Source organism: Pedobacter mendelii (assembly GCF_014635725.1).
Taxonomy (GTDB): domain Bacteria; phylum Bacteroidota; class Bacteroidia; order Sphingobacteriales; family Sphingobacteriaceae; genus Pedobacter; species Pedobacter mendelii.
This window is the reverse complement of sequence record NZ_BMDJ01000009.1, coordinates 1-23579: the sequence shown is the minus strand read 5'-3', so window position 1 is coordinate 23579 and position 23579 is coordinate 1. Positions and strand designations below refer to the sequence as shown.

22 protein-coding genes are annotated in these 23579 nt (G+C 36.4%); 15 read left to right on the top strand and 7 right to left on the bottom strand.

Annotated elements, in window-relative coordinates:
• Positions 1-92: 92 nt before the first annotated feature.
• Entirely contained in the window at positions 93-389 is a 297-nt protein-coding gene (locus IEV50_RS14550) for a Dabb family protein (RefSeq protein ID WP_188415681.1), read from the top strand.
• A gap of 75 nt (positions 390-464) precedes the next feature.
• On the opposite strand, the gene IEV50_RS14545 is transcribed toward IEV50_RS14550, so the two are convergent.
• The gene (locus tag IEV50_RS14545) at positions 465-689 is read right to left on the bottom strand and encodes a CDGSH iron-sulfur domain-containing protein (protein WP_188415679.1); all 225 of its coding nucleotides are present in this window, start codon (positions 687-689) and stop codon (positions 465-467) included.
• Between the two features lie 176 nt (positions 690-865).
• Here IEV50_RS14545 and tssD (IEV50_RS14540) point away from each other — a divergent pair, with 176 nt between their 5' ends.
• Positions 866-1363, top strand: coding sequence for a type VI secretion system tube protein TssD (tssD, locus tag IEV50_RS14540; protein ID WP_188415677.1), 498 nt, complete (start codon positions 866-868; stop codon positions 1361-1363).
• A gap of 69 nt (positions 1364-1432) precedes the next feature.
• Here the strand turns inward: tssD (IEV50_RS14540) and IEV50_RS14535 are convergent, their stop codons facing one another.
• Positions 1433-3943, bottom strand: a complete 2511-nt coding sequence (locus IEV50_RS14535) for a zinc-dependent metalloprotease (RefSeq protein ID WP_188415675.1) — start codon at positions 3941-3943, stop codon at positions 1433-1435.
• Positions 3944-4176: 233 nt separating this feature from the next.
• On the opposite strand from IEV50_RS14535, the gene IEV50_RS14530 reads away from it, so the two are divergent.
• Positions 4177-4749, top strand: a complete 573-nt coding sequence (locus IEV50_RS14530; RefSeq protein ID WP_188415673.1) for a hypothetical protein — start codon at positions 4177-4179, stop codon at positions 4747-4749.
• 74 nt (positions 4750-4823) lie between these two features.
• Here the strand turns inward: IEV50_RS14530 and IEV50_RS14525 are convergent, their stop codons facing one another.
• On the bottom strand, positions 4824-5702 hold the full coding sequence (locus IEV50_RS14525; RefSeq protein ID WP_229746747.1) for an alpha/beta fold hydrolase: 879 nt from the start codon (positions 5700-5702) through the stop codon (positions 4824-4826).
• Between the two features lie 377 nt (positions 5703-6079).
• On the opposite strand from IEV50_RS14525, the gene IEV50_RS14520 reads away from it, so the two are divergent.
• Both IEV50_RS14520 and IEV50_RS14515 read left to right on the top strand, forming a co-directional pair.
• A complete protein-coding gene (locus IEV50_RS14520) occupies positions 6080-6595 on the top strand; it encodes a DinB family protein (RefSeq protein WP_188415671.1) in 516 nt (171 codons plus the stop codon).
• Between the two features lie 209 nt (positions 6596-6804).
• On the top strand, positions 6805-7203 hold the full coding sequence (locus tag IEV50_RS14515) for a hypothetical protein (RefSeq protein ID WP_188415669.1): 399 nt from the start codon (positions 6805-6807) through the stop codon (positions 7201-7203).
• A gap of 262 nt (positions 7204-7465) precedes the next feature.
• On the opposite strand, the gene IEV50_RS14510 is transcribed toward IEV50_RS14515, so the two are convergent.
• Both IEV50_RS14510 and IEV50_RS14505 read right to left on the bottom strand, forming a co-directional pair.
• On the bottom strand, positions 7466-8605 hold the full coding sequence (locus IEV50_RS14510; protein WP_188415667.1) for a hypothetical protein: 1140 nt from the start codon (positions 8603-8605) through the stop codon (positions 7466-7468).
• 23 nt (positions 8606-8628) lie between these two features.
• Complete coding sequence (locus tag IEV50_RS14505; RefSeq protein ID WP_188415665.1) at positions 8629-9522, bottom strand: TssN family type VI secretion system protein; 894 nt, start codon at positions 9520-9522, stop codon at positions 8629-8631.
• A gap of 116 nt (positions 9523-9638) precedes the next feature.
• Between IEV50_RS14505 and IEV50_RS14500 the strand changes: the two genes are divergently transcribed.
• Positions 9639-10577: a type VI secretion system baseplate subunit TssG gene (locus IEV50_RS14500; RefSeq protein WP_188415663.1), complete on the top strand. Its 939-nt coding sequence runs from the start codon at positions 9639-9641 to the stop codon at positions 10575-10577.
• 68 nt (positions 10578-10645) lie between these two features.
• On the opposite strand, the gene IEV50_RS14495 is transcribed toward IEV50_RS14500, so the two are convergent.
• Positions 10646-12517: a type VI secretion system baseplate subunit TssF gene (locus tag IEV50_RS14495; protein WP_188415656.1), complete on the bottom strand. Its 1872-nt coding sequence runs from the start codon at positions 12515-12517 to the stop codon at positions 10646-10648.
• 27 nt (positions 12518-12544) lie between these two features.
• Positions 12545-12979, bottom strand: coding sequence for a GPW/gp25 family protein (locus IEV50_RS14490; protein ID WP_188415648.1), 435 nt, complete (start codon positions 12977-12979; stop codon positions 12545-12547).
• 173 nt (positions 12980-13152) lie between these two features.
• On the opposite strand from IEV50_RS14490, the gene IEV50_RS14485 reads away from it, so the two are divergent.
• The 9 genes from IEV50_RS14485 to tssD (IEV50_RS14445) all read left to right on the top strand — a co-directional run bounded on the left by IEV50_RS14485 (position 13153) and on the right by tssD (IEV50_RS14445) (position 23414).
• Positions 13153-13668, top strand: coding sequence for a hypothetical protein (locus IEV50_RS14485; protein WP_188415646.1), 516 nt, complete (start codon positions 13153-13155; stop codon positions 13666-13668).
• 17 nt (positions 13669-13685) lie between these two features.
• The gene (locus IEV50_RS14480; RefSeq protein WP_188415645.1) at positions 13686-14171 is read left to right on the top strand and encodes a type VI secretion system transmembrane protein TssO; all 486 of its coding nucleotides are present in this window, start codon (positions 13686-13688) and stop codon (positions 14169-14171) included.
• 36 nt (positions 14172-14207) lie between these two features.
• A complete protein-coding gene (locus IEV50_RS14475; RefSeq protein WP_188415643.1) occupies positions 14208-15173 on the top strand; it encodes a PKD domain-containing protein in 966 nt (321 codons plus the stop codon).
• Positions 15174-15198: 25 nt separating this feature from the next.
• The gene (tssR, locus tag IEV50_RS14470) at positions 15199-17574 is read left to right on the top strand and encodes a type VI secretion system protein TssR domain-containing protein (RefSeq protein WP_188415641.1); all 2376 of its coding nucleotides are present in this window, start codon (positions 15199-15201) and stop codon (positions 17572-17574) included.
• Positions 17575-17580: 6 nt separating this feature from the next.
• Positions 17581-20097 carry an ATP-dependent Clp protease ATP-binding subunit gene (locus IEV50_RS14465; RefSeq protein ID WP_188415639.1) on the top strand — a complete coding sequence of 839 codons (2517 nt, stop codon included), beginning with the start codon at positions 17581-17583 and terminating at the stop codon, positions 20095-20097.
• Between the two features lie 56 nt (positions 20098-20153).
• Positions 20154-20600, top strand: coding sequence for a hypothetical protein (locus IEV50_RS14460; RefSeq protein WP_188415636.1), 447 nt, complete (start codon positions 20154-20156; stop codon positions 20598-20600).
• Between the two features lie 24 nt (positions 20601-20624).
• A complete protein-coding gene (locus IEV50_RS14455; RefSeq protein WP_188415634.1) occupies positions 20625-22013 on the top strand; it encodes a DUF5458 family protein in 1389 nt (462 codons plus the stop codon).
• Positions 22014-22133: 120 nt separating this feature from the next.
• Positions 22134-22706, top strand: a complete 573-nt coding sequence (locus IEV50_RS14450) for an NAD(P)H-dependent oxidoreductase (protein WP_188415631.1) — start codon at positions 22134-22136, stop codon at positions 22704-22706.
• 312 nt (positions 22707-23018) lie between these two features.
• On the top strand, positions 23019-23414 hold the full coding sequence (gene tssD, locus IEV50_RS14445) for a type VI secretion system tube protein TssD (protein ID WP_025141859.1): 396 nt from the start codon (positions 23019-23021) through the stop codon (positions 23412-23414).
• Positions 23415-23579 lie beyond the last annotated feature (165 nt).

Genomic DNA, 23579 nt, shown 5'->3' with positions numbered 1-23579 from the left:
ATTTATGTCTTTATGGATAGTTAGGGCATAATTTTACAAATAGAAACCACTCGATTATAGCTTATCATTATATTTGAAAAAAAATTAAATTCATGATAGCACACCACGTTTTATTCTGGCTAAAAACCGATACCACTGAAGAACACAAAACTGCTTTCCGCAAAGGCTTGGAAAGCCTCGAAAATATAGAAGTTGTTAAAACCCTTCACATCGGTATGCCTGCTCCAATAGAAAGAGCAGTTGTAGACACGACTTATACTTTTAGCTTGGTTTTATTTTTTGAAGATTTAGCTGCCCACGATGTTTATCAGGTTCACCAAATCCATAAAGCGTTCCTGGATGAATTCAGAGGTTTGTTTGAAAAGGTAATTATTTACGATGCTGAATAAATTATGTAATTGGTAAAATTTAGACTGTCGAAGTTCTTCATAATAGTATTTCGACAGACTAAGAATTACAGCATTTTAAACTTTCTTCGGAGGAAGATCGAAAGCTATTGCTTCATGTTCAAAATGGCCATTGTGTGCACCATCGCAAAAAGGTTTGTTTTTAGATAATCCGCATCTGCAAATCGAAAGAACTGTTCTGCCTTGCAAACCATATTCGTTACCACTTCTATCTACGATTTCAAAATCGCCCTCTATTTTAACTGATCCGTTATTATTAATTGTAAGTTTTGTCTTGGACATATTATGTTTTGTTTACTACAAAATTAAAAAATTGGCCATTGAGAACACAATTTCATTTTAATTTAGAAACGTTCTCTTTGCATGTTCAAAAAAGATATTTTTATGATGTAAAACATTAATAATCAGTATATTTAAAATTAACTAATCACGCTGTAAACCTTAAACAAAAAAACATTATGGCACTTAACGCATATTTAACGCTTAAAGGCAAAAGAAACGGAGAAATAAAAGGATCGGTAGTTCAAAAAGGTAGAGAAGGTAAAATTTTAGTCATAGCAGCTTCTCATCAATTGAGTACACCTTCAAATCCGTCAACTGCAATGGCTGTTGGCCGAAAAATTCATTCACCCTTCATCATCACTAAAGAGCTCGATAAATCATCACCTTTATTATACAATATTTTAGCAAGCAACGACAGCATAACTGAATGGAAACTTGAATTTTGGGGAACACAAATAAAGACAGCAATTGGTAGCGGAGCCGAAACACAAAAATATACTGTAAAACTTACAAATGCCCGTATTATCAATATCAAATTTGTTATGCCTAACGTGAAAGACCCAGATTTGGCAAAATATGTAGAGTATGAAGAGGTATCTTTCGCATACGAAACTATAGAATGGACTTGGGTTGATGGAGGAATTACAGCTACGGATAACATAAAGGATATTTGATTTGAAATTATTGGGCATAAAAAAGCATCAACCATTTCTGATTGATGCTTTAATTTTTAAATTAATTTCTTACTTCCAGTCATCTATAAAATCCATTCCACCCATACCAATTGGTGCACCCGGGGGCATTACCTGTGCAGGTTCAGGCTGGAATTTTGAAGGCGATTCTTCGAATTCTTTTATTTGAGATAAGCCATATAAAATATTTGCTTTTTGTTTTGGAGCAGCGCCACTCAATTTCCCAATCATCCACGATTTTAATTCAGAAATCTCAAGTAAAGCCTCGCCTCTAACATTTTCTCCTGAACGAGAATTTGCCGCAAGTTGCAATAAATATTTTAAAGTAAGGTTATTTACCATTACCTGCAATTGCCCTTTATAACCTAATACAGATTCTGCTTTCCAGGTTTTTGCAAGCAGTTTTTCTATTACCGCCATTAAACCAGGCTGCTCCGAATCGCGTGAATTATATTCTACCAAACGCGAGGCACGTTCAGGATTTAGCAAGGAAGAAATGGTTTCGTTCGCAGCAGCTTCGGCAGTTGCAATTGGGTCGAAAGTTGGCCCGGTGTAACCACTAAACGTTTCTGCTGAGGCAGGATAACCTGATGGACGAGGTGGTATTTTTTGAATTAAACTTTCGGGTAAAGCTAAAGCTTCAGGACTCACTGTTGCCATTAAAGCATCAAACGCAGCCCATTGTTGTGCAGGCTCAACCATTTTAGTTGGCTTCTGACCATCATTTTTAACGGCATGGGTGAAATATAGTCCGCCGATATTTTTGGCCACAGCTTCAATCTCATAGCGATGCAGCAAATAAATCGGCACCAAAACTTCTTCGATAGTCGCCATTGGCGCATCTTTAACGATTGCTTTTTCCGAGAAATTATCCAAAACCTGCCTGCGGATTTTCATCAACCGATTCAGTTCTGTTATCGTATTTTCACCATCTTCCCACTGATTTGCATTTGGATGCGTATAGCCGCCGATATCAGGAATGTATTGAAAACCTTGCTTTAAAGTTTCATTCATGATCTTATCCAATTCGGCATTTTCATCAGCCCCTTTCGGGAAATCGCTGTAACCCCACATAATGGCTCTTTTATCCCAGCTACCTATACCTTTTGCATAAGCATCAGAAAGATCTATGCTGCCATCAGCTTTCTGCTTAATTCGTGGAAATGGATAATCCATTACAGAAGCACGTTCTTTCGGACTTGCCGCAAAGTTATGGTTTAAGCCTAATGTATGGCCAATTTCATGAGCTGATAGTTGTCTTATCCGAGAAATAGCCATTTCCTCCATCACTTTACTAATAGGTTTTCCATCTGTATAAGGCTGCAATAAACCTTCGGCAATTAAATAATCCTGGCGATGGCGATCGGAACCTAAGGTTACTACGCCTTTAATAATTTCGCCAGTTCTTGGGTCGCTATAAGATGAGCCATAAGAAAATGCCCGCGGACTTCCCGCACGGGTAATCCAGTTAACAACATTATAGCGAATATCCATTGGATCGGCACCTTCAGGCAATTCTTTTACCTGAAAAGCATTTTTATAACCCGCAGCTTCGAAAGCTTCATTCCAAAATGCACCACCTTCTATTAATGCCTTCTTAATTGGAGCAGGCGCACCCCTATCAATGTAATAAACAATAGGTTTAACCGCTTCGCCAATTTTGGCATTTGGATCTTTTTTTTCTAATCGATGCCTGCGTGTAAAGCGCTTAACCAAAGGTTCAGACATTGGCGCAGAAAAATCGGTATAACTAAATAACTGATAGCTTGAACGAGGATCGAATTTGCGCTGTTTGAAATTATCATCGGGCAATTCAACAAAAGACTGATGCATCCTAACGGTAACCGCATTGGCATCTGGCGCTATATTGCCCCGACCACTTGGCGCACCGCCAGTAAAAGTAAGCATGGCTTCAAACTCCGTGTTTTTCGGGAAGTTTTTAGTATTTTGCAAATAAACTGCAGAACGGCTTTCATCTACACGATAAGTTCCTCCTCCTGTTGCTGCCCCTCTTCCGCCTGCGCCTCCAGATGACGCGGGAGCGCCAATTGTTGCACCAATATTCTGGCTATCGCGAATAATAAACGGCGTAAGATCTATTAAAGCCTTGCCACCTTCTATCGCTACTGGCGCAAAACCCCAAATTATAGATTTTGCAAAGGAGCCTTCAACAGTTTTAACTTCATCAGGATTACCATTGCCCGCACGATAGGCAAAATTTGGTTCCATTAAAAAGACTTTCGGCCCAACTTTTATAAAACGGGCAACATTTGCAGCAGCACCACCACGTTCTGCATTTCTACCTGCGCCATCTGTTAGCGAACTGAAATACAGAAAATCTTTATCAAACTGAGAAATTTCTAAAAAGACTTTTCCTGTTTTTTCATCGTAATAAAAATTAAAATAACCCTCCTGCTTCTTAAAGTCTTTTGTAAAAGCAGAAATACTGGTTGCGGGAACTGTCGACTGCGTTCGTCCGCCTGCAGGTGCAGTTTGTGCATGCAGTGGTTCGCAGGCAAATAAGGGCACAAGCACGGCTAAAGCGTAAAATTTTTTAATCATGTGGAATAGTTTTAGTTTGGTTCTAAGAAGCGCATTCAGTAATGTGGAGGACACAATTCTGTTGCTTAGCAAATATAATTTTAAAGCATGACTAACAATTACCTGACTGCGTAACTTTTTAATAACGAAGAAATTTAATTTCGACAGAATTACTTTAATAAATAACTAATTTTAGAGTAGCGTTTTTAAATGTGGCATCGTTTAACATTTATAAACCACCTAACAATTATATTATGCGCTATCTCCCTTTGTTATTGCTGATGATATTATCTTTCGGATGCAAAAAAGATTCTGAAAATGGACAAGTTATAGAATTATTCGTTGATCATTATGCTGATTCAGGCGGACAAATGATTTACACATTGCCCAAAAAAACACTTATTACAACTTATTTAGAGGGATTCGATGAAAGGGAATTAGGAAATACTTATAAAGTAAAAGCTGAAGTTTATATACCCGAAGTACCTCCTCAGGATGGCCCCAGTAGATGGTATAAATTTGTAAAAGTTATCAGTAAAGCAGTTTACACAGGAACCGAGTCCTTTAACATTTCACTAAAAACCAGTAGCATCTTCTCTACAACAATTGCTGTTCGATTAGAAAATCAGATTTTTTATTATGGTAGTTATATTCTGAGACCAGAGAACGATGCTGTTAAAAAGCAACTGGAAGATGTTTTGGCTTTACGTTCAAAGTTTCAAACAGATTCCCAGTATGCAGCCCAGGTTTTAATAGATGCAACCGTAATACACGATCCCAATAACCGAAGCAATGGCTATTTAGTAAAATTGGTTAAAATTCAATAATAATAATGTCCCGGAATTAGTAAAAGGCATCGTTCGATTCGAATTGATGCCTTTATCTTTTTGAGAATTCTCAGTTATTCCTTTAAAAACTCTTTAATTAATATGGATGTTGCTTCAGGCATTTTGCTTCCTTTAACGGCCGTACAAACTTCGCCGATGCATGAGCCATGAATTCCCGGTAGAACGGTTAATTGTGCATTTGGAATTAATTGCGACATCTTTACGGTATGCTCAACTGTGATAACATCTTTATTAGCAACAATAAATAAAGTTTTAGCTTTGATTGATTTGATGCTTTCGTTTGAATAATCCTTGAAATTAATCATCCGGTTTTTATCTTTCTCGAACATAGTTTTCAAACCATTTTGATTTGGATTAACCTTCAAGTAAGCTTTTTTTAAGGGCTCAGGCATATTATCCAGCGATGCATGTTGCATCTCTTCGAAGAAACCAGAAATCAAACCATCTCTTTTGTAAGCTGCAGAAATTGCCACAATTTTATTAACGATCTCGGGATGTCTTATTGCAATTCGCAGGGTGGTTGTGCCCCCATTACTAAATCCTAAAATATTCGCTTTTTCTATTTTGAGGTATTTAATTAATGCTGCAACATCATCTGCATCTTGTTCAAAAGTTTCAGGGGCATCTCTATCGCTTGTTCTTCCGTGTGCCTGAAGTTCCACTGCTATTATTTTCCCGTAATCCGCAAGTAAGGGTATCAAATTCCCGAAAGACGTTTCGATAGTCGAACCACCGCCGTGAATTAAAATTAGAGGAATTTCACCATCACCATAAACCTCATAAAACATTTTAATTCCATTTATAGGTGCATAAGCTGCTATTTTATGTGTTTCCATATCATTATATTGCTGGGCATTTGCCGGTGTAGACCATATAAATAAAAGCGATTCTACTAACATAAAAATAGTTATTTGGTGAAATAATTTGTTCATTATAAAAGCATTTAATTGTTAAAGCTGATAAACAAATATAATTGATACCACTTAATTAATATCGGTTAGGTTAGGACAAAGTATGGGATGGAATGAGACAATATTCATATATTGTTGTAACAAATTGTTCATTTTTAGTATCTTAACAACAAATATAGTTATGATAGATTTGGCTTTAGAATTCTTATTTGGATTAACCTCTGTATTTGGTGGCAAGAAAAGCAAAACGATGATAAAACCTGCGTATGTTGCTTGCCTAGTTGCGTGGCTAGGTTTGGTGCTATCAATAACCTTGATTTTTGGGTAGAAACAATCCTTTTGAACCTTCATTTTTTTATCTGTTAATACATATCTTTAAAACAAAATTTGAAGATAGAATGTCGCAAAAGTTAGAAGTTTGGCAACGAGGTCCACTACCTGAATTTATTGCTGTTTTGCAGCCAATAGCACACGCACTATCACAGGCTCGTGAGGAAATTAATGAATATATGTTTGAATTCCCCATAGAACTACTTTGGTTACGCCCCGCTGGAATGGCTTCAACCGGTTTTCATCTTCAACACTTGAGTGGTGTTTTAGATCGTGTATTTACTTATGCCAAAGCCGAAAAACTATCTGATTTTCAGTTTGAACAACTAGCTGAAGAAGGCAAAGATTCCGCAAGTGGATATAAAGCTGAAGATTTGGTAAACCGTTTCAGTGAACAGGTAGATTTGGCACTGCAACAACTTAAAGTAACTGATGAATCTACCTTATCAGATTTTAGAGGCGTTGGTCGTGCAGGTCTTCCATCTACAGTTATTGGATTACTTTTCCATGCCGCTGAACATACCATGCGCCATGTTGGGCAATTGATGGTAACAGTAGCGGTGGTAAAAAATAGAGGGATTTAAAAAGCCCAAAAAATTATCTTCCTTTTTTATTTGATACTTTATGTAACCATCTCTAAATATTCTTAGCTCCACATTTTCTTAAAATTATTTTTTTGCACAAAACAATAAATCTTGTACCTGAAAACAGGTATAAAAAAATGGTGCTTTATGGGCATTGTTAAGCAAAACATTCTTGTGTTTATTTGTAATTCTATTTATAAAATCTAATTATGAAAAACATTAAAATTAAAACAATTGTAGTTTCTTTTTTCGCATTAATGCTTTTTGCTGGCTTAATGTCGTGCAAAAAAGATGAAGGCGAAACATCATCAAAAACTTCGCACAAGGTAATATTTAAGCTTGAAGCATCTGCTGGTAGCAGCATCAGTGCCGTTGTTTATGGCTACGACTCGCAAATTACAACGGCAACAAATATTAGCGGCACCACTTGGAGCAGCCAAGAAATTACCGTTCCGGCAGGTACAGCTTCTTTAAATGTAGCAGCCAGTGCAACAGGTGCCAATGCTAACTCTACCTTAAAAGCACAGATTTTTGTAGATGGGGAATTAAAAGGAGAAGGCACTTCCAGTGGAAGCATTTTAAGTGCATCGGCATCATTTGGGTTGTAACTAATGCAGTAAAATCTAAGCAAGTAATAATTATTTAATAGCTTATAGCAAGAATAATATTTTTCGCTATAAGCTATTATAATTTCCAAGTATTGTTAACGAATACTTAGCAATATAAATTTTTAAAGATTTAATACTACTGTACTTTAATCCGTTTAAATATTTCCTACACTTTGCTTTTATGTTGCTAATACCAAAGGCGTTTAAACACCCTTGTGTTTAACAATTATCTTTTTAAACGTTGCTGTCTTATAAATCTTAATTAATCCAGAAGTGTCCAGCTTTTACGTGCCTGCACCTGTTGCACAATCTGTTGTTCAGCTACTACAATGTTTTCTTTACGTTGTCCAATGTATTCTAAACCGCTCAATTTATTCCATAAAGCAACCATAACACTCATAAATTCGTTTGCAGTAACCATGCTATTGTTTATCTGCCTGTGTTCATAAACCAGCTCAATTGTTTTTGCAAGAAGCTCTTCGAAGTTGCCAGGTGTTACATCTTTCCACTCGTAAAAATACTTTAAAAGTTCCTCTCGTTCGCGGGTATCTACGAGTTTTATAGCAGTAAAAAATACATGTGCTAAGCTAGAAAAATAACCGGCCAGTACTACAGGCGATTCGCGGTGGGCAATATTTCGATATTCATAAAAAATACCCGCAATAAAATCAACGATTTTTTCCGAAATAAGGCGTATATTCTTACCCAGGGGTGTAATGTTATCACGACCGCCAGTTTTATCGATAATTTTAAAACAAGCAAGTTGCATATCGTTTAACAATAGGCTAAATGATTCGTAATATCTAATTAAAGCCGGATGGCTGGTTACTGTAGCACTCGGTGGAATGTAATCCCTATTTACCGTAAGCCTGCCGTTTTCATAGTATACCTGTCCTATTGTTAAAAAATAACTATCTGGTGCTTGCGTACTCATTTCGCTCTCCGGCAATACGGCGATAGAATAAGATTTAGTAAGTTCAGGGTATCTAATTGGATTTTCTTCAGGGTCCGGCGTTCCGGATGGAACACGGTTAAATGGGCTTACCACAAGCAGAATCACATAATTTCGAGGTTCACTCTGACCAAAATAATGGTTATGTATTAGCGAATCCATATTATCACTTTGCGGAATATCGATATGGCAACCCTCAGGCGTAACTGCATTACAATACTTAATACGAATTTCAAGATGATTGGTTGCCTTTTCTACGATCTCTATGTCGTGTGAACTTTTATAACCAACAAATGGAGGTAAAAATCCGTAGTTGCTATTGTTTAGATTAATAGATACTGCATCACGTACGAAATCTTGAATATACAGATCGCTTAGGGTGAAATGATCACTGGAAAGCTTCATTCCATTGATCCAGTTTATAGATTTATATCTTAAAGGCTTGATCATTAGACTATTTTTTTAGTGTAGATTTAGATAAAGATAGCACTTTCGCCCACTTCATGTGGACGGTTAACATTTTCGGATACGCGTTTGGCATAAATCGTCATCTTTTCAGAAATTCCATTTTCGATTATATCCAGGTCAGGATCAATAAAAATATTACGTTTAAAAAATGAGGTTTTTATAAAGAAAATCCATTTATACCCTTCTTGATCATTGGCACGAAAGGCTACAGGACTGTTGGCAAACTTAAGGTTATAGTCATCTATAAACTTATGAAACCATAATCCGAAATTCATGTTTTCTACCGCCTTTACTTTTACTTTCAGGGGTTCCGGGTCTGTACTTTTTTTATAAAGTTCTAACTCTAATACTAATAATCGGTTGAAATCAACATGATCCATATTGATGTCTAGCGGAGTATCTGGATATTGCCAAATTTTATAAATTTCTGAAGGGATACTTAACAAAGCAACATAGGCCCACCAAAATATGAGTGGCACAAAGAACCAGGCAATACTGCCGGCACCCAGCCAGCCAAAATTGATATTACTTAACCAGTTAAAGGCCAGTTGATATAAATAAACTGATAAAATCGATGATATCAAAGTGGCAAAGAAGATAAAAACCTTACGCTCAAGCAAGGCTTCTGCATGGTATTTCGTAAGTAAATAGACGAAGATAATACCCATAGATACGTAGAAGATACAGCAAATGATATAGCCCCAAGGCATAAAATTGAAATCTAGAAAACCAAGAAAACCCGGAATTGCCAAAATGATACCAACTATTAGAACACTTACGATAAGTTTTTTGTTATTGAGGAACTGGTTCTTTTTATTAACAATTGAAAGTATTGCCGCGGAGACCAAAAAAACCAGCGGGAATAAAAGAAAACGAATAAAAAATGATTGAACGTCCATGCAAAAAAAAATCGGTATGATGTATTACAAATATAGTATCTTTATTATTTGATTATGACCATTATTTTTTCAAAAATAACATTTAATCTTCAACAAATAAACGTGCTTAAAGTTTAATGGAAAAAAGAAAATTGATAAATAACGAGTTGTTTACTGACTATAAAGCAATTGCTTATGCAGCCGATCTTATCGAACGCAAAATAACAGAAGCAGACCAGATAGAAATTATTCCTATTGGAGCAGAAAAAAGAGCATTCGCTAAAGATATTGAAAGTACTACAACTTATTATTCCGAACGAAGAAGGCAGAACCGAATTCTGATAAACACCAATAGAGAAGGTTTGTATGATATTTTACCTGAAGGCCTTTTCCATAAACCACCAAGAGGTAGTTCAGGAATGAATGAAGAAGGGATGATTAAAGACATCCGCGAACGTAGAGAAGAAGAAAAACAAGCAAGGCTTTTTTTTAGTCCTTTTGATGTAGAACTGAACCATGTTCGCATCATGACAGAGTTATATGAAAATAGACTCGATAAAAAAACTACCTATACCGAATTCAATCAGATTTTTGAAATGGGTTGGGATGAATTTAGCCTGCTTAATAAAGAACAAAGCATCATCTGGATGCATCTATTACCCGAGATTCAGCAAAAAAGGAGAGACATTGTATTCGTATCAAAAGTACTTACAGCATTATTTAACCTACCCATAACAGTAGTAGATAATGCCGCAGCTTTGAAACCACTTCCTATAGCGAACGAGCTGCAAATGCAACTGGGCAAAAGTGCCCTAGGAATTGATACCATTATTGGCGATCGGTTTTTACCCGAACAGGAAATGTTTAACATTAACATAGGCCCGGTAACCCCTCAGGATTTGATTAAATTTATTCCTGGGCAGCAAAATAGAATTATACTGGATATGGCGATAAGTTACTTAATGCCCTTTGATGCTGAAATTGAAGTGGAATTGATTACAGCAAAAGATTATCAGGAAAGTATATTGAGCCCAGATGGAGAAAGTGCATTTCTCGGATATACCGTATATTTGTAAAACCAATTTCATGATATTGAGTTTTTGAGTCGATAAAAAAGAACAAATATTAAAATCGAACTTTTCTGTTAAATACGAACTTGATTTGAAGATTTCAAAAATATTCTATAATGTACATTCATTTTACTCCGCAATTTTAGCTTAGATAGCGTTAAATCAAGTAACTCATCCCAATCCTGCTTGTTTAATTTAAGTCGGTCTGCAGGTTCTATCATAATATCAGTTGTACGTATAAAGCCTGAATTCGGTTTATGATCCATTATAATTCCATTGGTTAGTATAATACCCTGCACCTTGTCCCCTAGTTCGTATCGGCAGAAATTAATTATATCAGCTTTAGTGATAATCCTATCGGCTGTGGTTAGGCCGTATTTATAGGCCTGAACTCGATTAGTGGCATTTAGTTTAGAACGGCCTCCCTTGCTCTGACTCAAAAGAAATACACTTTCAGCCTGGATACGGCTATTATCGTATAATATTAGTTTACTGCCGGCATGAATGTTATTGGCCTCCTCTGCTTGAGTTACCCAAATATCAAGAAAAACAATATCTGCGTCATCAATTGGTTTAACTACAATATAACTTGGTAATTCTTTAACCGCTTTCAAAGCAGAACGACTTTTTTGTTCAATTAAAGCAATATTCTGTTCAAGGTTTTTAAGTGCTGTATTTAAAAAATCAGGCCCATACGCAGAAAAAGCGGCTTTTTCATCACGTAAAAGTTCAAAAAGATAATCAACCAGTTCTTTAGCGTTACGCGTATCAAACCTTTCTGTTCCTCCATATCGTATAGAGAAAGATCCGTCTCCCTTTTCGTTCTCATTGGTATAGGGTATTTCATTATAACTCTTTCCTTTATTATCATTCAGGCTCTCAACAGCTAATATCTGCTCAAGCGTTTCAGTTTTAATTGGCACTACATTACTCATGGTTTTCAGCCGATGCTTTACCTGATTAAGTTTTTTGTTAACCACCGGAAAAGCATTGATATAAACCTGTAACTCAAGCAACATTTCCGCGGTGATGGCTGCAGGAAAAACAACTTTTAACCACTTTACTTTAGCATCAATCTGATTTAAACTGCCTGGAGGAAATATGCTTTTAAAATCTTCAGGTAATTGTTCATTTTCTGAAATGGTAAAGTCATTCAAATCGCCAAGTGTAATAAAACGATTGCTGTAATATTGCATTACATCTTCGCGTATTAAGTTGAGTAACTGTTTGTGGTAAAAAGGTGCCTGGTCTTTCCCGGTAACAGGCTCTTCCATAAAACGTTCTGTATATGCAGTAATTTCATTATTTTGATAAAACCACTTGCCAAGCGAAAGCAGATCATAAGCATTTTCAGGTACAGCAAAATTTTTCCAGTCGAAAAAAATATTTAGTCTATTGAAATCCATCCAGTTTTCCAAACCAGAGAAGCCAATGTAAAAAACGTTTTTTTCGAAAGAATGACCTGGTGATGTATTGAGCAGAGGCTGCCGGCGAAGATCCTCAATGAGGAATAGGCTGTGACCAGTTGCAATATACTTGATCTTTGTTTTTTGTAATTTTACATGATGCAGCGGACTAAAAATAATGTCTGTTTTTTTTGCCTTTTCTTTTTCATTAATTTGCTGAATCTCTTTCTTAAAAGCAAACTGGGTAAATGGCGAAATAATATCCTGATGCTCAACCGGCCGTGCATGCATAATGGCATGGGCAGGTAGCGCTGATGTCAAATGCTCAGGAGCAAGGATGCGGCTAATTTTATCAAAGATTCTGTTTTCGAGGTTTTTAACATCGTTAGTTACATTAAACAGTTCGTTGCTTAATGCCTCAATAATCAGTTTTACCAAAGGATCGAAATCTTGGTTATCTTTTATATTCCAAAAATCTTCTGCATTCTTTAAAATTCTGTTACGGATCTCTTCTTTAGACGAATAAAAAACTGGCTTCATGTGTAGAATATTTTGGTCATTATATTTTTAAGTAGACAATGGACTTAGGAATAGAGCAATATTAAAAAAATATTTTTCTCCTGTTGTTTTAATAATTCCTCGTACGCTGATGTCTACCTTTTTTTTTATTTCAGTAATCCTTCTGAGGGGGTAAACATTTTCTACTTCTGTAATGTGTATTTCTACGTCTACTCTATCTATCCTAGACTCATAGGCACTGATAGATTTAAGTAGCGAGCGGCGGAATTTTTCTTCCCATAAGCTTTCACTCACGATTAATTCAAAATCAAGCTCCCAAATTTCGCATCCAAAGTTACTGTTATGCCTATGTTCGCCATATCGAGTAAAAATAATCAGTTCGATATGATTAGAAATGGAGTTGCCCAAGTCAGTTGCCTGAAGACCAGCACCTGAAAAAACCGAACCAAAACGAAAAGGTTTTTGTAAAAAATTATCAGACATAAGTACTTTGGCTTAAAGTTTGTTAAATATAGTATTAATTCGATTTATAAATCAAACAACAAATAAAACGAATTGTTATAGAACAGGATTAATTTGAAAAGGTTTAGGTGATTTTAGAGGGTTTGAAATATTCAAATTAATTATAAGTTCTTAAAAAATAACCAAAACCAACTATGAAACCGATTAATGCCCTCGAGATTAGAAAATCTTATACCCGTTTTATTCTCAGCTTTGTTTTTTTAACGCTGTTCTCTATCTCCTGTATTTATTTGTTTTTTGTAGCGTCTGATTATGAGTACGCATTGTTGGACAAAAAAGTAAAAGAAACAGAAAAATTATCCTTTTTAAGGAAAGAGATTAACACCAATTTCGACCTCGTATTATTGCGATTTAAAGAATTGTCGAAGTATCGCAGCTATAATTCTGATGAATTAAGCAAACAAGGTATTTTGCTTGAAGATATTCAATCAGCCAATTATAAGATAAAAGATCTTATTGACAAAAAACCCAAAGCTAGTCTCAGCTTTGATCTTTATGAGAAACTAAACAACAACATAGGCGCAATGGCTAATCTTCAGGATTCGCTTTTTACTTCCAGATACAGTATAGAAAGTTACCGCGACCAATTAAATGATTGTTTGAGGGTGAACCGATCTGCAGTAAAAAAGATTCGTGGAGGGCGTTATTAAACTTAAAAACTTAAACCATGATAAAACTAAGCATAAAGGAAAGGCGTGAGCAGTTTCTTTTTTTTACAGCCCTATTTATTTTCACATTGGGCTTATTAAGTTTCGGCATTTTTTACAGTTCTACTTCTCGCTATGAAATTTCAAAACAAGCACTAGAATTAAAGATTGCACAAGATGAAGCCTATGAAGATATGGTTAAAGAAACCATGCCAACAATAGATACAACCTATAAACAAATTGTACGATTCGACCCAAATGTTCAAGCTGTTTTCTTAAAAAGCGACATCCTTAACTCTTTGGGATCCATTAAGGCCGCATACGATAGAAAAGCTTCAGATTCAAGGTATAAAACATTTGTTCAAACAGCACAGCTCTACAACATTTTATTTTACGATAAGCAAGAGTTAAAGGGTAACCTAAGAGATGTAGACCAGCTCAAAAAATCTTTAGACGACTGCGTTATTAGCAGGCGACAATTACAGCAAACTTTATCATCAAAATAAAAAAACCTTAAAAAAAACCTTTTAAAAACGCTACCTATGTCTGATAACAATACAAAACAAGTCAGTTCAAATTCGCAGGGCTACGTTATCTTATACATCCTCTTGGCTGTACTGCTTTTAACGGGCCTTATTTTTCTCTTTAAAAGTTCTCTTTTTGAAAAAAGAGCTATCGCGGCACGAATCCTTAAAGATGAAATATACCTCAACGAAGATTTGGTTTACACTGATAACACGCCAAAATCATCAAAATGGATATGGGAATTTGGAAATGGCGAAAAAGCCAGTACACAAAATGGATCCTATCACTATAACAAACCGGGCGCATATATTGTACGCCTTACTGTTGATGGCGAACTGCGTGAGCAGTTTCCGGTAAATGTAAGAGATACAGTACGTAACATTGTAGACAGTGTTCTTACCATAAGCGGACCAACGGCCGGGGTGGTTAACGAGGAGGTAAGACTCGAAGGCGACGGTAACGGCAAAGACTTTGAGTGGTCGTTTGGTGAAACCGGACGTGTAGATGTAAAAGGAAAAACAGCTTTGTACACATATAGGGCTCCTGGAAAATATATCGTGAGGCTTCGTACAGATAAAAGTCGCAGACCAGTTTACCATACTATTTTTGTAACCGACCCAAATTCAGAAATTGTTGAGGATCTTGTTGCACCAGGCGATGGCGAACGAAAAACCATTGATGATATCCGAGCACGTTTGCAGGCGATTGCCAATGGAGCCGATTTTAATTCCAATTATTATTACCTGATAAATAAATATATGTGCAACAACGAAAAGGTTAGTGTAAATGTAGAAATGAATGGTAAGAAAAAGCAAACCGACATTTATTCCTATTGCATGGGACTAACTTTTGGCGGTGAAATTGCGATAGATGAAGCCCAGCTCACCATCAAACCGAATTCATCGTGTGCCAGTTTATTAAATATTAAACAACATTCAGGTGCTGCTCAGCCTGCAACCGAAGCTGCTGCAAAAACTCAATAATCTGTTAAAGCTCATACATATTCTTATGAAAAAATATTATTTCCTCTCTATTTTAATACTGGTTAGCGCTTTTGTCCAAGCACAATCACCAGCATCTTTTGGCAAAAAAGTAAAATATATGCCCAAAGCATATGCTCGCCCTGCCGAAAGCATTAATGTAAATGAATCAACTAGCGGCAGCAGTTTGCCGTGGATCGTGTTTTCAGATCGTAGCGACAATTATACAACTACAGCACCCGGCGGAAGTCTGATTATGAAAAAACTCAATTTCATGGAGCCATTTTACATATCAAAAGAAGAAAATGGTTACCTGAAGCTTATCAAATATCGAGCTGGTATGATAAGGGGAAGAAAGATTACAGATAAAAAAAGTGCAATAAGTTACGGCTGGATTGCTAAGTCTAAATTATTACTTTGGCAAAGATCATTTTCCAATCAAAAAAACGGTTATGCAGAAAAAGCGATTGGTATAATCAATGGAAAAAACCCTTTGACCGAACCAAAGTTTTATTTTGATACGACAGATTCTATCTTAGTATACAATACACCCGAGCTGAAAGATCGTCGTTCAAAAATACGATTGAATGAAATTGCTTACATCTATAAAAAATCCGAGGATGGTAAAAAATACCTTGTCGGTTCTGATGATCAGCTGGTAGCGGACACTGCTTTAAAAAGCATTTACGGGTGGGTTTCTGCTGATGCAATTCACAGTTGGGGCGATAGATTGTACATTACCGCTGCAAAGCCAGGCAACTATGATGTTGACGATTCTACTACTGTAGCAGTTGGAACTGGAATAAGTACAGGTTCAACTTTCGTTGTAGATCCACTGTTGCAGCGCGATAATATCATTCTGCGTAGCCTACCTGTGGTAGCCGAAAATGATGGCAATTATTCAGTTGGATTAGCAAAAGATGTTTATAATAAAAAAGACAATAAGCTTTTAACAATAAATGGTTCAGCACTTTCTTATCAGGATTATATTCAACTAAGAAAAAATAAAAACAAAATCAATGTAGTTTTTGTGGTAGATGGCGGAAGTGCTATGACCAAATATTTTTCCGGAATGACAAATACCATCTCGTCGTTCGAAAACATTATGAACGATTTTGGCAAAGGCACTAAAGTAAGTTATGGAGGCATCGTTTACCGTGGAAATACGGGATGCTCCGTACCTGGTCTTTTCGCCAGCCCAATACAGGATGATTATCGTAAACTGATGACTTTTCTCTCCAACCAAGCAAAAAATACTGAAAAATGTAATGGAGAGATTTCAGATCAGCCAGTTTTTGAAGCACTCAAATCTGGATTAAATCTTTTTAAAGGGAAAAAGTACGAAACCAACTTAATTATTTTAGTAGGCAGTACTGGGAATATAGATGGTATGGAAAATAGCCTGGTTAATGCTCTTAGTGAGCAGGTTGCCTTAACAGATTCGAGGATTTTAGCTTTGCAGGTATATAGCGACTTTAACCAATCATTCAATAACTTTGTTATTCAATCTCGTAAACTGGTTTCCGAATCAGCTATCCGCTCGGCAGAATACAGAAAAAGCACAATGGTGAAAGGAGAAGGTCTTAAAAGTTTCCAGCCATACAACACAAGCCTACAGGATTCTATTTCTTACTATCTTGATTATCCTAAAAACAGTTTAATACAGGGTGGTGTAGTTTTCCCAACAAAAGGAACGGTAAATACTAATCAGAGCATGACAATTGCACTTCGCCGCTTTGTAAAGGAAACGAATACGGATATTATTACCCAAATAAGTTCTTTAGATAGTGCCTTCCGTTTAACAGGTATTTCTAGACAAAATTTATCTGCACAGGTGGAGGCTTTATTACCACAACCTGTTGGCAATGAAGTTGCAGACCACATGCCGCATAATGCTTTTAAATATTATTCTGCGGCTGAGATTAACACAGATTTAGTCAAAAATAATCGTACCAGCCTACAATATGCAATCGTTTTAAATAATATGGAATACAAGCAAATTGTAGATATTTTTTCAATAATGCTGGGTGAAAATCTTCAGGCTGATCAATCTTCATTTAGAAGTAAACTGGTAAAGAATTACACCAGAATGCCTAAGCAGCTGCTGGATATCAAAATCTCTACAAGTGAACTGAAAGCAATGACTTTGGCCAGCTATATCAAACTAGTTACCGGGCTTCCGGTTAATAATGATTTTTTATCGCAATACAAGGTAGAAGATTTGAAAGACAACTCAAAAATGCCACTTGAGCAGTTCGAAACTTATATAAAATTACTTACCCAGTCTGTACAGCAAATTAAACGCTCAACCCAGATTGAGCAACAATTTCTTTCCAACGGCAAAATATATTATTACATCACAGAAAATAATTTTAATCAGGCAGTTCTGCCTAAAACCAATTAGGGTATTATGGCAATTACAAACTTAAGCGAATCGGTAAAAACAGCCCTGCATGTTGCCCAGTCGATTGCAAAAGAATACCGGAACAAAGTATTTTCACCAGCTCATTTGCTAAAAGGCCTCATGCACAAGGAAGTTGGCCTACGGGCTTTTTTAACTTCCATCGGCAAAGATGAAGAATATATTAGCGAATGGGCTGAAGTGCGCATTGATGAGCTTGAAAAAAATTCGGGCTTTAGCGAAACAATAGCAGGTTCGCCAGAAATTGCTGTTGTTTTTGAGGAGGCCGATAATGTCCGCATTAAGCTAGGCCTAGATCTCATTACACCTATATGTGTGTTAACAGCACTTTCAAAACCAGGTATTGGTTTTCAGCCCGATCAGCTAAAGTCATTCCCGATTAAAGAAAGGGAAATCCTTGATCTTTATGTTAAGGATGAGGAGATATCTAGAGCGCTCTCTCCAGAGGCTGCTCCTACCGATCAAACACAAAAAAGTACAGGTAATGCCCTGCATAAATATTGTATAGATAGGCTGCAAATGGTAAGGGAGGGTAAAACAGATGCCATAATTGGCCGAGATAAGGAAACCAGGATGATGATGGAAATTCTCTGCCGCAGAACTAAGCCTAATGTTATTCTTACTGGTGATGCAGGTGTTGGAAAAACAGCCTTAGTTGATGGTTTCGCCATGGATATTGTAGACCAGCATGTACCCGACAGTCTTAAGGCTGTACAGCTTTTCGAACTCGATTTAGGCTCCCTTATTGCAGGTGCCTCGTACAAGGGAGAGATCGAAGATCGCTTGAAAAACATCATCGCAGAAATTAAAAAATTTGATAAGGCTGTGCTTTTTATCGATGAAATCCATACGCTTTTAGATAACAAAGGGCCAATTGGTGCCGGAATAGGCAATTTGCTAAAACCCGAGCTGGCAAGAGGTGAAATTACCGTTATCGGTGCTACTACAATAGATGAGTATAGGAAAATCATCGACCCTGAACAGGCTTTTAGCAGGAGGTTCGAAGTATTGCAGGTTAACGAACCCAACGAAGAGAGTACCATAAAGATGCTTCAGAAACTTTCAGTAAAATACGAAGAGCATCACCTACTGACTATTGAGCCCGATGCACTTGGAGAATGTGTACGTCTGGCCAAACGGTATATGAAAGATCGCAGACTGCCAGATTCTGCTTTCGATTTACTTGACCGTACAATGGCTGCAATGAAAATGATGAATGATACTTCGGATAATGTAATTGAAGGGTTACAGGCAGAGCTTGGTACTTTGCAAACCGCCGATGAAACTAATTCAACTGAACAACTTGCCGATTATAAATGGCTGTTTTCGTTATTGCAAAACAAACTTAGCCCGGTATTGCTTGGGCGTTTAACTGATGAAACTCAGACCGATAGTTTTGAAACAAGCGAGGAATACGATGCTTATATCAAAAAAAGCCTAGAAGAGCTTAAAAATTATGCTTCACAAAAAAGCGATCGCATTACCAAACAGGATATTGCTTCTATAGTAGCTTACAAAACCGGCATCCCCATGGGAAAATTGCAAGCTGGAGAAAAGGAAAAATTGCTCAATATGGAGCAATATTTAAAAAAACGGGTAGTTGGTCAGGATCAGGCTTTAAAGGCTGTTTCAGATGCTATTCTCGAATCGAGAAGCGGACTCAATAAAAAAGGCCAGCCAATTGGCTCCTTTTTCCTTCTAGGACCAACCGGAACAGGAAAAACAGAATTAGCCAAATCTATTGCCGAATTTTTATTCAATGATGAAAGAGCGATGATCCGCTTTGATATGTCTGAGTTTAAGGAAGAGCATAGTGCAGCCCTATTATATGGTGCGCCTCCAGGCTATGTTGGTTATGAAGAAGGTGGCCTGCTGGTAAACAAAATCAGGCAACAGCCATATTCAGTTTTACTTTTTGATGAGATAGAAAAAGCACATCCATCAGTTTTTGACACCTTTCTACAAATTCTGGATGAAGGACATATGCATGATAGACTTGGTAAAGAGGGTGATTTTAGCAATGCACTGATTCTTTTTACTTCTAATATTGGGAGTGAGTGGATTGCAGAACAGATTGGCAAAGGAGTTATTCCGGCATCCAATCAGCTTATGGAAGTAATGGCAGGACATTTCCGCCCAGAGTTTTTGGCTCGTATTTCAGAAATTGTTCCTTTCGCTCCTATTGATGAAAGAAATGTGGTTCGCATATTTGAAATTCAGCTGAAAAGTCTTGTTGATTCTCTTAATCGCTTAGGAATCGAATTCGAAATTGAAGAAGATGCAAAGAAAATGATTGCTCTTGATGGTTTCACCCCAAAATATGGAGCAAGGCAATTGTCTGCCGTGATTCGAAATTTATTGCGCCGACCTATTTCTAAATATATTATCTCTGGTGAACTAAAAAAAGGATCGAAAATTAAAGTAACTAAGCAAGTTGATGCAGAAAAACTGGAATGGACGATCATTCAACCAGAAATTGTTAAATTGGAACAAAAATTGAGTTAAAATGTTAACTATTATAATCTTATATAAATTTTACTATAAACCTAAAACTACATACTATGTTTAATTATGAAATTGGTGGTAACGAAAGGAAGATCGACACATCAGAAGCTTTCGCAGAAATTGCTCACAACAAAACGCTTTTTGTTCAAAAGCTTACAGACAATGATCCCATCAAACCGGAAAAGGTAGAGGGATTGAAAACAGTAGGAGAAGTATTTGAACATTATAAACCAAATGTAAAAGTAGCCTTCGAAAAAGAGGATGGCTCAAATGTGCTAGAAACCTTAAACTTTAAGGATATGGGCGATTTTAGTGTTAAAAACATCATTAATCAGAGCAATTACCTCAGTAATGTTAACATAGAAAGAGAATTATCGCTTAATGTGATTAAACAGCTGAAGTCAAACAAAGCGTTAAAAACTACGCTAGATGACGCTGAAACCAAAGCTGCATTTATAAGCGCATTGAAGAATTTTGTCGATGAGCTTGAGCAAAATAAATAATTACCATCTAATTTTCCTAAAAATATGTCAAGTCCTCAAGAACTAAAATCAGATCAAAATACAAGCCAGCCGGGGTTTAAACCGGCCGATACAAAAACTGTTGAGCAAGTATCGCTAAAAGAAAATTTGGAAAAACTTGCTCGCGTGGGTGGTTTCGACTTGCTTGAAGCTACCGTAGACGGCCTTCAAAATCTAAATCCTGAAAGAAAAGCTCGTAAACAAATCTTTTTAACTGGCGATGAAAAGAAAAAAGAACGTGAAGAACTGAAAAAGAAAATCCAGCTTTGGATAGATGTTCTTCAGTCATCAGATTCTGTATCAGAAATGGTTGAAAAAAGCACCGAAAAACTAAGTGCTGCAGAAGAAAACTTAAAAATGAACATAGGTACTGCCCTTAAAAGCAGCCGCGAACTAGAGCAAGCTTATAGATCTGTACACTTATTCTACAAAAATACGGAATCTGATAAACTTAAAAACGTAGTGCTTTTAAATGCTTCAATGGATCAGATTAAAGATCTGGATAATCCGCGTTTTATTGAATACGTTGATGATGAATTAAAACAAAACTACGATCGTTTAGATCTTCGTAAAAACTATTCTTTAATGGTTGTTCCTGGTTACATGGGTTCTAATAAAGTTTTGGAAAGATGGGGCAAAATAGCCCATAATAATAAAGCGATGCTGGTAACAGATTTTGCTGATCTTGATCAGCCGGATGACGTGCTTGACCTGTTTACCGCCGCAAACTTTACTGGTGGCGATGCATTTAGATCGAACGTAATCATGACCTGTAACTGGTTAGTAGGCCGCGGAAAAGTAGCCGAAGTTGGAGAAGAAGATGATTTAACGGTTCCAGGATCGGCAGCACTTGCCGGTAAAATGTACTACACATTGATGTCGCAAGTTACTGCTGGTAAAAAACACGGTGCTATAAACGAAGTAGATGGGGTAAAATTCGATTTAAAGAAAAGCGAAATATCTCATTTAGAAAAAGTAGGTTTAGTACCTATGGTAAACGAATATGGAAAAGTAATGGCCTTTTCAGCCAAAACGCTATTCAATGGCGATAATATAGGGCTACAAACCTATTCTGTAGTTCGCGTTTTCGATTATATTACCAAAGTATTATTCGATTTCTTAAACAGAAGAGCCTTCGAAAACTGGACATCAAAAACAGAACAAGATCTTAGAGGCCAGATTGTTAAATTTTTGGATGGTATTCAGGGTGCAGACCGCTTAATTGAAAGATTTAAAATTATGCGTTTTGAGAGAGACGAAGTTCAAAAAGACAGAATCCATCTGGATATTCACATTACACCATACTTTCCAGCCAAAAGTTTTGTTGTAAAATTAGACGGGCATAAAGGTGAAGACGAAAATACCACCTGGAATACAGAGTATAATCAGCAATAATTTGATAACTGAAAATAAAAACCCAACCTTAGTGTTGGGTTTTTTTTTGGGATATGCATAACACTTAACAAATTCTTTATAATTTTGTAACGCATCTACCAGATCAGATTAATCAAAAAAATGAAGCAAGTACTTATTCTGAATGGAGATATTGAAAAAACTGCATCTACAAATTTCCTGATTAATGCCTATAAAAAAGGTGCGGAAAGTGCGGGAGCAATAGTTCGGGAGATATCCATAATCGACCTTATCTTCAACTCGAACAAATTATTCAACAACAGGCAAATTGCCGAGTTGGAACCTGATTTGCAAAAAGCCTTAACAATGATTAGGCAGAGTAATCATATTGTGCTTTTTTGCCCTGTGTATGTAGATCATATTCCAGCAAAAATTAAAGGCTTTTTTGATAGGCTTTTTATGCCAGACCAGATTTTTACTACTCAGCAACAAAACGTAAATAATAATTTTAGCGGCAGATCGGCAAGAATAGTATCTATTTTAGATGAAACTACTTTTAAAGAATGGAAGGCAAATAAAAAAACAACCTATCTCTCCATCAAAAAATTAGTTTTCGAGAAATGTCGTGTAAGTCCGGTACTTACCAATACGATTGGCGAATTACATTCTTTAGAAAATCACTACAGTCAAAAGTGGCTGGCAAAAATGGAAAAATTTGGGGCTCAGCTAATTTAGATTTTTAAAAATAATAACCCTTTTTAGGAATGTAGTATAAAAAAGCTACAAATTGTACTTAAAAACTACAGGAAGTTTAACTGTTTTCTAATGGAACAATAGCTTTTTTTCAACAAATTTTTAAAAGAAATTATTTATAATCCTTTGTTTGCAATGTTTTAAACAAGTTTTTAAATTTATTTTTGATATTTCTGCACATTGTTATCTGTTAGTTATGAGCAATATAGACTACAATTGGCTTGATATTTGGTAGTTGTGGTATTGTAGCGAAGGCTACAACTATCCAATTATTAACCTTTAAATTTTAAAACTATGGCTTTCAAAGCTAGATTAAATTTTTCGGGCAAGGAGTACGATGTACTTCATTGCGCCTATGCGTTAAACCGTGATGTAGATGCTAAAGGAAGACCTTCTTCCGGAGTTTACGGCGGTACCATCGACATTGAGATCGAATCAACTGAAGACACTTCAATTATCGAGGCGATGGTGAATAACCAGTACAAACCCATTACAGGAACCCTTCTGATTAAGAAAACAGAAGAAGATGCCAAAATGAAAGAAGTTAATTTCGAGGATGGCTACATTGTTAAATATTCCGAAGGGATAAACATTGTTGGCGACCACCCGATGACGCTTAAATTCCAAATTTCGGCCAGAAAGCTCAAATTAGGAAATGCAGAGCACCTTAACGATTGGCCTAAAGCTTAAGTTTTGGTTCAAAGCGCAGTGCTTTAACTAAACCATAATACTTAGCGCTATGCGCCAATCACAATTATTCATCTTTCAACATTAAAAAAAATTATCATGGCATTTAAAACCCGATTAAATTTAGGCGCAAAAGAATTTGATGTACTTCAGTGCAGCTTTTCATTA

What these genes read in the sequence shown, in the direction of transcription:
- IEV50_RS14550 (WP_188415681.1), top strand. Translation starts at nt 93, where the DNA reads ATGATAGCACACCACGTTTTATTCTGGCTAAAAACCGATACCACTGAA.
- IEV50_RS14545 (WP_188415679.1), bottom strand. Translation starts at nt 689, where the DNA reads ATGTCCAAGACAAAACTTACAATTAATAATAACGGATCAGTTAAAATA.
- tssD (WP_188415677.1), top strand. Translation starts at nt 866, where the DNA reads ATGGCACTTAACGCATATTTAACGCTTAAAGGCAAAAGAAACGGAGAA.
- IEV50_RS14535 (WP_188415675.1), bottom strand. Translation starts at nt 3,943, where the DNA reads ATGATTAAAAAATTTTACGCTTTAGCCGTGCTTGTGCCCTTATTTGCC.
- IEV50_RS14530 (WP_188415673.1), top strand. Translation starts at nt 4,177, where the DNA reads ATGCGCTATCTCCCTTTGTTATTGCTGATGATATTATCTTTCGGATGC.
- IEV50_RS14525 (WP_229746747.1), bottom strand. Translation starts at nt 5,702, where the DNA reads ATGAACAAATTATTTCACCAAATAACTATTTTTATGTTAGTAGAATCG.
- IEV50_RS14520 (WP_188415671.1), top strand. Translation starts at nt 6,080, where the DNA reads ATGTCGCAAAAGTTAGAAGTTTGGCAACGAGGTCCACTACCTGAATTT.
- IEV50_RS14515 (WP_188415669.1), top strand. Translation starts at nt 6,805, where the DNA reads ATGAAAAACATTAAAATTAAAACAATTGTAGTTTCTTTTTTCGCATTA.
- IEV50_RS14510 (WP_188415667.1), bottom strand. Translation starts at nt 8,605, where the DNA reads ATGATCAAGCCTTTAAGATATAAATCTATAAACTGGATCAATGGAATG.
- IEV50_RS14505 (WP_188415665.1), bottom strand. Translation starts at nt 9,522, where the DNA reads ATGGACGTTCAATCATTTTTTATTCGTTTTCTTTTATTCCCGCTGGTT.
- IEV50_RS14500 (WP_188415663.1), top strand. Translation starts at nt 9,639, where the DNA reads ATGGAAAAAAGAAAATTGATAAATAACGAGTTGTTTACTGACTATAAA.
- IEV50_RS14495 (WP_188415656.1), bottom strand. Translation starts at nt 12,517, where the DNA reads ATGAAGCCAGTTTTTTATTCGTCTAAAGAAGAGATCCGTAACAGAATT.
- IEV50_RS14490 (WP_188415648.1), bottom strand. Translation starts at nt 12,979, where the DNA reads ATGTCTGATAATTTTTTACAAAAACCTTTTCGTTTTGGTTCGGTTTTT.
- IEV50_RS14485 (WP_188415646.1), top strand. Translation starts at nt 13,153, where the DNA reads ATGAAACCGATTAATGCCCTCGAGATTAGAAAATCTTATACCCGTTTT.
- IEV50_RS14480 (WP_188415645.1), top strand. Translation starts at nt 13,686, where the DNA reads ATGATAAAACTAAGCATAAAGGAAAGGCGTGAGCAGTTTCTTTTTTTT.
- IEV50_RS14475 (WP_188415643.1), top strand. Translation starts at nt 14,208, where the DNA reads ATGTCTGATAACAATACAAAACAAGTCAGTTCAAATTCGCAGGGCTAC.
- tssR (WP_188415641.1), top strand. Translation starts at nt 15,199, where the DNA reads ATGAAAAAATATTATTTCCTCTCTATTTTAATACTGGTTAGCGCTTTT.
- IEV50_RS14465 (WP_188415639.1), top strand. Translation starts at nt 17,581, where the DNA reads ATGGCAATTACAAACTTAAGCGAATCGGTAAAAACAGCCCTGCATGTT.
- IEV50_RS14460 (WP_188415636.1), top strand. Translation starts at nt 20,154, where the DNA reads ATGTTTAATTATGAAATTGGTGGTAACGAAAGGAAGATCGACACATCA.
- IEV50_RS14455 (WP_188415634.1), top strand. Translation starts at nt 20,625, where the DNA reads ATGTCAAGTCCTCAAGAACTAAAATCAGATCAAAATACAAGCCAGCCG.
- IEV50_RS14450 (WP_188415631.1), top strand. Translation starts at nt 22,134, where the DNA reads ATGAAGCAAGTACTTATTCTGAATGGAGATATTGAAAAAACTGCATCT.
- tssD (WP_025141859.1), top strand. Translation starts at nt 23,019, where the DNA reads ATGGCTTTCAAAGCTAGATTAAATTTTTCGGGCAAGGAGTACGATGTA.